The organism is Nocardioides sp. CPCC 206348 (assembly GCF_048654705.1).
GTDB lineage: Bacteria > Actinomycetota > Actinomycetes > Propionibacteriales > Nocardioidaceae > Nocardioides.
The window spans coordinates 35,567-41,840 of sequence record NZ_JBMCZA010000198.1 but is presented as its reverse complement, the minus strand read 5'-3'; the positions used below and the strand labels follow the sequence as shown (position 1 = coordinate 41,840).

At 71.5% G+C, this 6,274-nt stretch carries 8 protein-coding genes; 2 read left to right on the top strand and 6 right to left on the bottom strand.

From position 1 onward, the window contains the following. Positions 1–2,904, bottom strand: a 2,904-nt coding sequence (gene mobF, locus ACOADB_RS18640; RefSeq protein ID WP_378601774.1) for a MobF family relaxase, incomplete at its 3' end; no start/stop codon positions are given. Positions 2,905–3,216: 312 nt separating this feature from the next. Here mobF and ACOADB_RS18635 point away from each other — a divergent pair. Then, on the top strand, positions 3,217–3,600 hold the full coding sequence (locus ACOADB_RS18635; RefSeq protein WP_378601771.1) for a hypothetical protein: 384 nt from the start codon (positions 3,217–3,219) through the stop codon (positions 3,598–3,600). After that, positions 3,578–4,105, top strand: a complete 528-nt coding sequence (locus ACOADB_RS18630; RefSeq protein ID WP_378601768.1) for a hypothetical protein — start codon at positions 3,578–3,580, stop codon at positions 4,103–4,105. The genes ACOADB_RS18635 and ACOADB_RS18630 overlap by 23 nt, the downstream gene beginning before the upstream one ends. A 67-nt stretch (positions 4,106–4,172) precedes the next feature. On the opposite strand, the gene ACOADB_RS18625 is transcribed toward ACOADB_RS18630, so the two are convergent. The 5 genes from ACOADB_RS18625 to ACOADB_RS18605 all read right to left on the bottom strand — a co-directional run. After that, complete coding sequence (locus ACOADB_RS18625; protein ID WP_378601765.1) at positions 4,173–4,403, bottom strand: hypothetical protein; 231 nt, start codon at positions 4,401–4,403, stop codon at positions 4,173–4,175. Positions 4,404–4,520: 117 nt separating this feature from the next. Continuing rightward, positions 4,521–4,763: a hypothetical protein gene (locus ACOADB_RS18620; protein ID WP_378601762.1), complete on the bottom strand. Its 243-nt coding sequence runs from the start codon at positions 4,761–4,763 to the stop codon at positions 4,521–4,523. Beyond that, on the bottom strand, positions 4,760–5,062 hold the full coding sequence (locus ACOADB_RS18615; protein ID WP_378601759.1) for a hypothetical protein: 303 nt from the start codon (positions 5,060–5,062) through the stop codon (positions 4,760–4,762). Before ACOADB_RS18615 ends, ACOADB_RS18620 begins: the two co-directional genes overlap by 4 nt. Next, positions 5,059–5,526: a hypothetical protein gene (locus ACOADB_RS18610; RefSeq protein ID WP_378601756.1), complete on the bottom strand. Its 468-nt coding sequence runs from the start codon at positions 5,524–5,526 to the stop codon at positions 5,059–5,061. Before ACOADB_RS18610 ends, ACOADB_RS18615 begins: the two co-directional genes overlap by 4 nt. Positions 5,527–5,602: 76 nt before the next feature. Next, on the bottom strand, positions 5,603–6,274 hold a 672-nt coding region (locus tag ACOADB_RS18605), incomplete at its 5' end, for a DUF932 domain-containing protein (RefSeq protein ID WP_378601754.1).

Sequence of the window (6,274 nt, the reverse complement as noted above, 5' to 3'; positions counted from 1 at the left end):
GATCACCGAGTGCGGGTCGCCGTCGCCGACGACCTCGACGTAGACGTGGTTCGCGTGCGCGCCGCGGGTCATCATCGTGTAGAGCTGCTGGCGCGACTCGCTGCCGGTGGCCAGGCCGTGCATCGTGTCAGCGGTGACGCCCTGGGCGGTGTGCACGGTGCACGCGTAGCCGAGCTCGGAGGATCGGGCGACGTAGTCAGCGGGCAGCCGCACCGTGCGGCCGTGCTGGGTGTGCTGGACGGTCAGGTCGCCGCCGTCGTGGATCTCCAGCACGTTCCAGCGGTCGCCGTTCTTCACCCAGTCGGTGGCCGAAGTACGCAGGCGACGGTCGTTCTCGCGGGTGATGATCAGTTCGCCGATCGAGGCCTCGTTGCCGTCGGCGAGCCGGCGGACCGGCCCGCTGGCGGCGACGTCGGCCAGGTCGATTCCTTCGAGCCGGTGGGCGCGGGCCTGCTGGTTCAGCTCGCTGACCAGGTCGCGGGTGGGGGCGAGCATGATCGAGTCCAGGCCGGCGGCACGGTCGGCCTGCCAGGCCGCGAAGACGTCCTCGGTCATGGTGGCCAGGTCGCCTACGTGGACGCGGTCGCGGTCGAGGTAGAAGCCGAGCGACTCGGGCTTGCCCTCGCGCAGCGCGAGCGAGGCCGCGCCCTCGGCGGGGTCCTTGAACCGGACGAGCTCGGTCAGCTGCAGTGCCCCGTGGGTTGCGCGGATGTCGCGCAGCACGCCGCCGGCGCCGATCGCGGAGAGCTGCTGGTCGTCGCCGATCAGTCGGACGCTGCCGCCGCGCTCGAGGATGTAGGAGACCGCCGCGTCCAGCGAGAGGGTGTCGGCCATCCCGGCCTCGTCGATGACCACGAGGGTGGAGGAGTCGATGCCGGCGACCCAGGCGGGCATCGCGGCGCCGGACTCGCGGGCCTGCTCGAGCGAATGGGTCAGCTTGGCCAGGGTGTCGGTCTGGGTGTCGATTTGGGAGCGCAGCGCGTCCGCGGCCGCCGCTGAGGGAGCCAGGCCGATGATGGTGCCGCCGCCATCGCTCCAGGCGCTGGCCAGGGCTCGCATCGCGGTGGTCTTGCCCGATCCGGCGGGCGCGATCGCCAGCTGCAGCCGGGCGCCGGAGGTGGCCATCTCACGGACCAGCGTGGCCTGTCCGGCGTTGAGGGTGATGCCGTTGGCGGTCGACTCGAGCAGCGCCAGGTCGACCGAGTCGGTCGTGACGGCGTACCCGTCGTGCCGGCCGGCGACCTCGACCAGGCGCTGCTCGGCGGCGAGCACCTTGCCCGAGGTGAACAGCTCGGCGCCGCTCTGGGTGTAGACCGAGGCCCCGTCCGCCCGACGCAGCTCGACCGGCTCGCTGATGGCGTCCCAGGGGCGGGCCATGCTCACCGAGCGGCCGTCGAGGACCTCGCTGACGAGCAGGTCGACGACCTGGGAGACCTGGTTGGTGGGCACGTTGGCGCCCCGAACCTGCCGCTGGGCCTCGGCGTAGACGTGCCAGAACTGCCAGGTGCTCCGAGCTCCCTCCATCGTCGCCACGATCCGGTCGGTCGTCTTGGCGAACCAGGCCGAGTCGGCCAGCGACCGCGCTGCGCCCTTCGGGTTCAGTGCGCCGTGGACCATCTGCTTGACCCGCTGAGGGGTGCCCAGCACCTCGATGGCCTCACGGCTCCAGGTCTCGCGCTGCTCGGCCAACGAGCGCGGCTCGTGCTTGGCCTCGCGGGTCTCCAGCGTCGCCTGCTGGGACAGCTGGATGGTCTCCACCGGCGTCGGCGGGCGGCCGTGGGTGGCCTGGAACGCGGCCGCGAGGACCTTGCGGCGGTCCTCAACGCTGGCGCGGCGCTTAGAGAGGCGGCGGTTCAGCTCGGGGTCGACGCCGACGATCTCGCGCACCGGCCGCTTGCGAGGGTCCTCGTTCGGCCGCTCCTCGAACCGCACGCCGAGGGCGTCGACCAGGTGCCGCTCGAGCGCGGTGTTGTAGGTCTCCGAGGCCGAGACCACCGCCTTGTGCAGCGGCCGGCCATCGATGGCCAGCCACTTGCCGTCGAGCGTCTGGACCTTGTTCGCCACGGCGACGTGCGTATGCAAGTCAGGGTCTCCCGCGCGGGAGTCGCGGTGGGTGAACGCCGTGGCGACCAGGCCGCGGACGTCAACCTGGCGGACGCCGTTGGTGCCCCGGCGGGTGAACAGTGCCTTGGACTCGATGAAGCCCAGCGCGTCCTTGATCGCCGCCTGGTGGGCCCGCTCGATCACCGCGGCGGTCTTCGGGTCGGAGATCGCCCACAGCACCGAGACGCTCTTGAACGGGGAGAAGGTCAGGTCGTAGCCGGCCACGGCGTTGGTCTTCGGTCGGGAGTGCTTGGCGATCGCGGCGGCCAGCTCGCGTGCGTCGGCGGGTTCGCGGCCGTGCTCAGCACGGAAGAACTCGGTGCCGACCTCGGTGCGGACCTTGGCCCGGTCGGCCGCGGGGACCGGCCAGTCACCCGGCAGGCCGGCGGCCTCGTTGATGGCCGCGATGCGCTTGGCGACCTCGATCCGGAACGGGCTGATGTCGTTCTCGTAGACCTTGTACGGCGTGCCGAGCTGGCGGGCCGTCTTGTAGTCCGCGTCGGCCGGCCGGTCGACGCCGTCGCGGCCGATGCGCAGGTCCAGGTTCTTGGTCCGCTGGGTGGCCAGCGGGTGGTGACCGGAGCCGAACAGGCTCTGCATGTGGTCAGCGGTGACGACGTCGCCGGCGTCGAGCCCTTCGAGTCCCTCCATGCCGGAGCCGACCCACACGCCGGGAGTCTCGCCCTTCTCGGTGTAGTAGCTCGCGAGGCCGGTGTGGCCCTTGTCCGTGGCGTCCATCGCTGCGACCTGGCGGGTCAGGTAGTCGTACCCCGACCCGGCCGTCAGCTTGTGGAGGCTCATCGTCACGGTCACCTACGTGCGCGCGGGCGTGCTGTGCGATCACTTCCGACCGGATTTCTGTTGTGTTCTTTCTATTCGGTAGACCGAGAATGCAAGAGGTGTGTGGCACTTGGGAGTTCGCGGAAATCTGGGGGGACGCTGAGCGGCGTGGGTGACGGCTGGGGCGTCGGGTTCGGACTGGCTGAAGTGGGCGGGGCTGGCTGGGGCCGAGATTGGCGGGTTCGGAAGGTTCTTGGCCGGAGGTGATCGCACGGGGACCGGGAAATGTCGTAGGTGACTGTCAGAGTCCATGTCGACACAAGTGAGGACCGGATGAGTCAGCAGACGATCAAGCAGCAGGCGCGGCGTACGGCGCGGGAGATGGCCGAGAAACGGCGCAAGGAGCGCGAGGAGCGCGAGCGCCGGGTGATCGACCTGGCAGAACAGGTCATGGTCGCGATCGGTGAGCGCGACGCGGCGGTGGCTGAGACCGAGAAGCGCGCCGGTGAGGCGCTGCGGGAGTTGACCGAGGCTGGGGGCCTGTCGCTGGGCGAGGCCGTCGAGTGGTGCGGCGAGACCGTGACCGTGCGCGAGGCGACGCGGCTGCGGCGGCTCGCCAGTCAGCCCCAGGCCGACGACGGCGACCAGGGCGGCGACGGCGCGACGATGGCGACCGCTGGGATTGGGGGAGCGGGTGCCGGTTCGTCGGCTGGATGACGCCGGCCTCGCGGCGGTCGCGGCCGCCCTCGCTGATCCGGCGGTGCTCGCGCGGTATCGGGCGAAGGTCGCCACGGTGCCGGGCAGTGAGTGCCTGTGGTGGACCGGAGCGGTCTCGGGTCGGTCCGAGCGAGAGCGCACTGACGGCGGTGGCCATGGCCGGTTCTGGTACGCGCCGGGGCGGGTGATCATCGCGCACCGGTTCGCGTTCGCGGTCATGCACGGCGTGGACGCGCTTGAAGAGGCGCGGCTGCTCGGGCACCGCTGTCACAACCCGCTGTGCCAGCGGATCGTACCGGAACACGTCGTGGTCTCGACCGCGCGCAAGAACCGGCAGGAGTGGGCCGTCCAACGGCGACTGCCCTACAGCCCGCTGGCCGACCCGCGCGGGCCGCGTCGGCGGGCGCGGGAACTGCGCGACCTGGCGCGTGAGGACCCGCAGCTGGTGGCCGACGACCTCGCGCGGCTCCAGGAACTGCTAGGCGAGCAACTGACGCTCTGGTGAGGCTGTGCCGACGCAGAAGGCCGCCCGGAGCGGACAGCGCTACGGGTGGCCTTCTGGCTGCTGCGGGTCAGGCGGGCTCCCCGTCGAGGAGTCGGCCGAGCGTCTCCCACAGGTCGAGGTAGCCGTCGGCGTCCTCGGGTGACCGCTCGCCCCACTTGGCGTGCAGGTCGCGGATGCGGTCGAGTCGGTCGAGCCGGTCGGGGAGTGCGTCACGGGCGGCGGTGATGAACTCGACGTCGACGGCGTGGCTAGTGGTCTTGAGGCCGAGCCGGTGGTCGTGCCCGGTGTAGTAGGCCACGAGGATGTTGTCTGGAATCAGGGCGTCGGCGGCGGTGGCGCGGATCTTGTCACCGTCCGGAGTCCACGGGCCGGGGGTGGCGCCGGGCCTCCAGGGCGCGGAGCGTGGCGTCGTCGCTCATGCGGGCTGGTGCGCCCGGGCGGCGAGGTCGAGCCGCCCGGCTGCGGCGGTCGCCACGGCGGTGATCCGAGCGGCCAGCGCCCGCAACTCGGCGGGCGTGCCCTGGATCGCGACCACGTCGTCACCGGCCAGCGTCAGGACCGGCTGACGGTGCTCGCCGGCTCCCACCCAGTCCTCGCCCGGCGTGAAGACCTGGACGCTGGTCTCCCGAGCGGCCAGCCACTCGATGTGCGCGCTCACTGGGTCACCTCGGCGGGCGCGGTGCCGATGAGGCGGCGGAACGCCTCCACGTCGGCCTCGAGGGAGAACAGGCGGCGCCGGTGCTTGTCGCTCTCGGCCGCGACCTCGCCCAGGACTTCCGCGAGGCCCTCCAAGAAGCCCACGACGGCGTCGGCGTCGACGGCATCGCCCATGGCGACCCACGGCTTGGGCACCCGCTCGGTGGCGGCGTAGGGCATCGCGGACATGGCGGCTCGGATGCGGCGCTGGTCGCGCTCGCTGATCACCGTCGTGGTTGAAGCTGCGTCGTGGTTGGTCATGACTGCTCCTGTTCGGTGGTGCGGTGGCTGTGCTCGGCGTGCAGGGCGTCCAGCGCCGTAGCGACGCTGGAAAGGGCCGTGTCCAGGTGGGCGCGGGCGGTCTCGGGGGTCCAGCGGCGTACGTCGCGCAGCCGGTGCTCGATGACGATCAGGTCGCAGGCCGTCTCGCTGAGGGTGTGCCGCCGGTCCTTGGCGGCGCTGGCCTCGACGTCGGCGGCAGTGCCAGTCGGGGTGTTGTCTCGTTTCGCGATGGTGACGAACTGGTTGAGCGGCAGGATGCGGCCGCCGAGGACCAGGGCTGCGATGTGGACCTTGCGTCCCGCGCGGCCGGGCTCATCCACGGTCACGGTGGTGATGAGGAAGGCGACGCCGGTGTCGGGGTCGACCAGAGTGTCCGTGGGCCGGAGATCCCATGCGCGGACCTGTTCGGTGGCGAGGTCGGTGTGGGTGGTCGTGTCGGTCATGGCTCCTCCTTTGGTTGGGCCGGTGGCGGGCCGGACTCGGGGTCTCAGCCCGCCACCGGAGGAACTGGCGTGACGGTCAGGCCGGGGCGAGAGCGGTCCAGGCGCGGCGCTTGATCCGGTCGGGGTCAACGCTGATGAGAACTCGCTTGGCGCGGGCGGCGTGCTCGTCGCCCTTGGTGCGGACCGGGGCGTAGTGGTCGACGTACTCGGCCACGGCCTGGTAGCCGGCCCATGCGGTGTCGCGGATGCCGGCCTGCGTCTCGGCGTCGGCGAACAGCCAGTGCAGCCGGGAGCGGCGACGGCGCTCGGTCTCGCGGACTCGCTTGGTCGCGTTGCCCTCGGCCTTGCCGAACGTGGCGTCGATCAGCGCGTCGAACGCGGCGTCGGTCACGGTCTGCTGGATCAGCCGCTCGGCCTCGACCTGGAACGCGTCGATGTAGGTGAATGTCAGCCCGAGCGCGTCGCGGGCGGCCTGCACGGCGGCCTTGGCGTTGCGGGTGTGCCGGATCGAGAACGACGACTCGTGGTTACGCAGGGCCGCGCTCTGGGTGTTCGCGCACACGACGCGAACCGGGGTGACGAGGATGCGGAACGCGCTGGACCCGTCGCGGCTGTTGAGCGCGGCGATGTTGAGGTCGACGCGGTCGGTGCCGCCGACCGTGAGCGAGTCCGGCAGCTGCATCGTGATGAACACCTGCCGCCCGCCGCGCAGCGACCCGGCGGTGTCGAAGATTGCGCCCGACTCGTT

Excerpts from the sequence above, each read along its gene's own strand:
- ACOADB_RS18635 (WP_378601771.1), top strand. The coding sequence starts at position 3,217 with ATGAGTCAGCAGACGATCAAGCAGCAGGCGCGGCGTACGGCGCGGGAG.
- ACOADB_RS18615 (WP_378601759.1), bottom strand. The coding sequence starts at position 5,062 with ATGACCAACCACGACGCAGCTTCAACCACGACGGTGATCAGCGAGCGC.
- ACOADB_RS18610 (WP_378601756.1), bottom strand. The coding sequence starts at position 5,526 with ATGACCGACACGACCACCCACACCGACCTCGCCACCGAACAGGTCCGC.